This window comes from Bacillus sp. P4_D3 (assembly GCF_056401855.1).
This window is the reverse complement of the sequence record NZ_JBFUIN010000963.1, coordinates 1-1,018: the sequence shown is the minus strand read 5'-3', so window position 1 is coordinate 1,018 and position 1,018 is coordinate 1. Positions and strand designations below refer to the sequence as shown.

2 pseudogenes are annotated in these 1,018 nt (G+C 30.4%); both read left to right on the top strand.

The features are described from left to right. Positions 1 to 152, top strand: a pseudogene (locus AC1DTM_RS28370) (EamA family transporter); the annotation flags it as partial. Between the two features lie 17 nt (positions 153 to 169). Next, positions 170 to 1,018: pseudogene (locus AC1DTM_RS28365) on the top strand (M3 family oligoendopeptidase); the annotation flags it as partial.

The following is a 1,018-nucleotide window of genomic DNA, read 5'->3' as shown; positions in this document are numbered from 1 at the left end:
CTATAATTGCAGGCGTTGTATTCTTACATGAACAAATTGCCTACTATCATATCATTGGTACAATTATGATTGTTCTTGGCGTAATAGGCACAAATTTTTTTGGTAAAAAAGGAATTATAACGAAAAAGAAGAATATCTCCTTGAGTAAATAAAAAGTGAGGGGTAAATAATGCAGAACTCTAATACGATCGATATCCGTAATATACATGAGCTAGAGAACGACTTATCTACTTTATTAAGTAAACCCATTTCTTCAGGAGAAGATTTAGAAAATTGGCTGAAAATACAGTCGAAATTAATATGGGAAATCGAAGAACAATTGAGATCACACTATATTGACTTTCAATGTAATACAGATAACAAAGAAATAAAAGATACGTTTGAATATGATCAACAATATGTAAGGCCTCTTTTGAAACGTTATCAAAATTCCTTTGATAATAAATATTTAGAGTCACCATTTCGAATGCAACTTGATCCAAAAACTTATAGCTTACTAGATAAAAAAATAAAAAATGCGCAAACATTATTTTGTGAAAAGAACATTGATTTAGAAGTAAAAGAAGACAAATTAGTAACTGAGTACTTCGAAATTACAGGCAGTTTGACTGCACTATGGGATGGCGAAGAAAAAACAATTACTGAACTACAGTCTTACTTACAAAATCCGAATCGTGATATACGAAAAAAAGCAAAAATGCTCATTTCTGAAAAATTCTTATCTGTTGAAAATAATTTACAACATATTTTAAATGAATTAATTGCAATCCGTCACCAAAAGGCAAAAAACATTCAATTAGATAATTATCGTGATTATATGTTTAAAAAATATGAACGTTTTGATTATACGGCTGATGATTGCTATGAACTTGCAGAATCCGTTCGTAAATACGTTGTGCCACTTATTGATAATATATTTAATGAGAAAAAAGCTGAACTTCAAGTAGATACACTTCGTCCGTGGGATCTAAAAGCAGCCGCACCAAATCAAAAAGTATTAAAACCCATTGAAGACGAG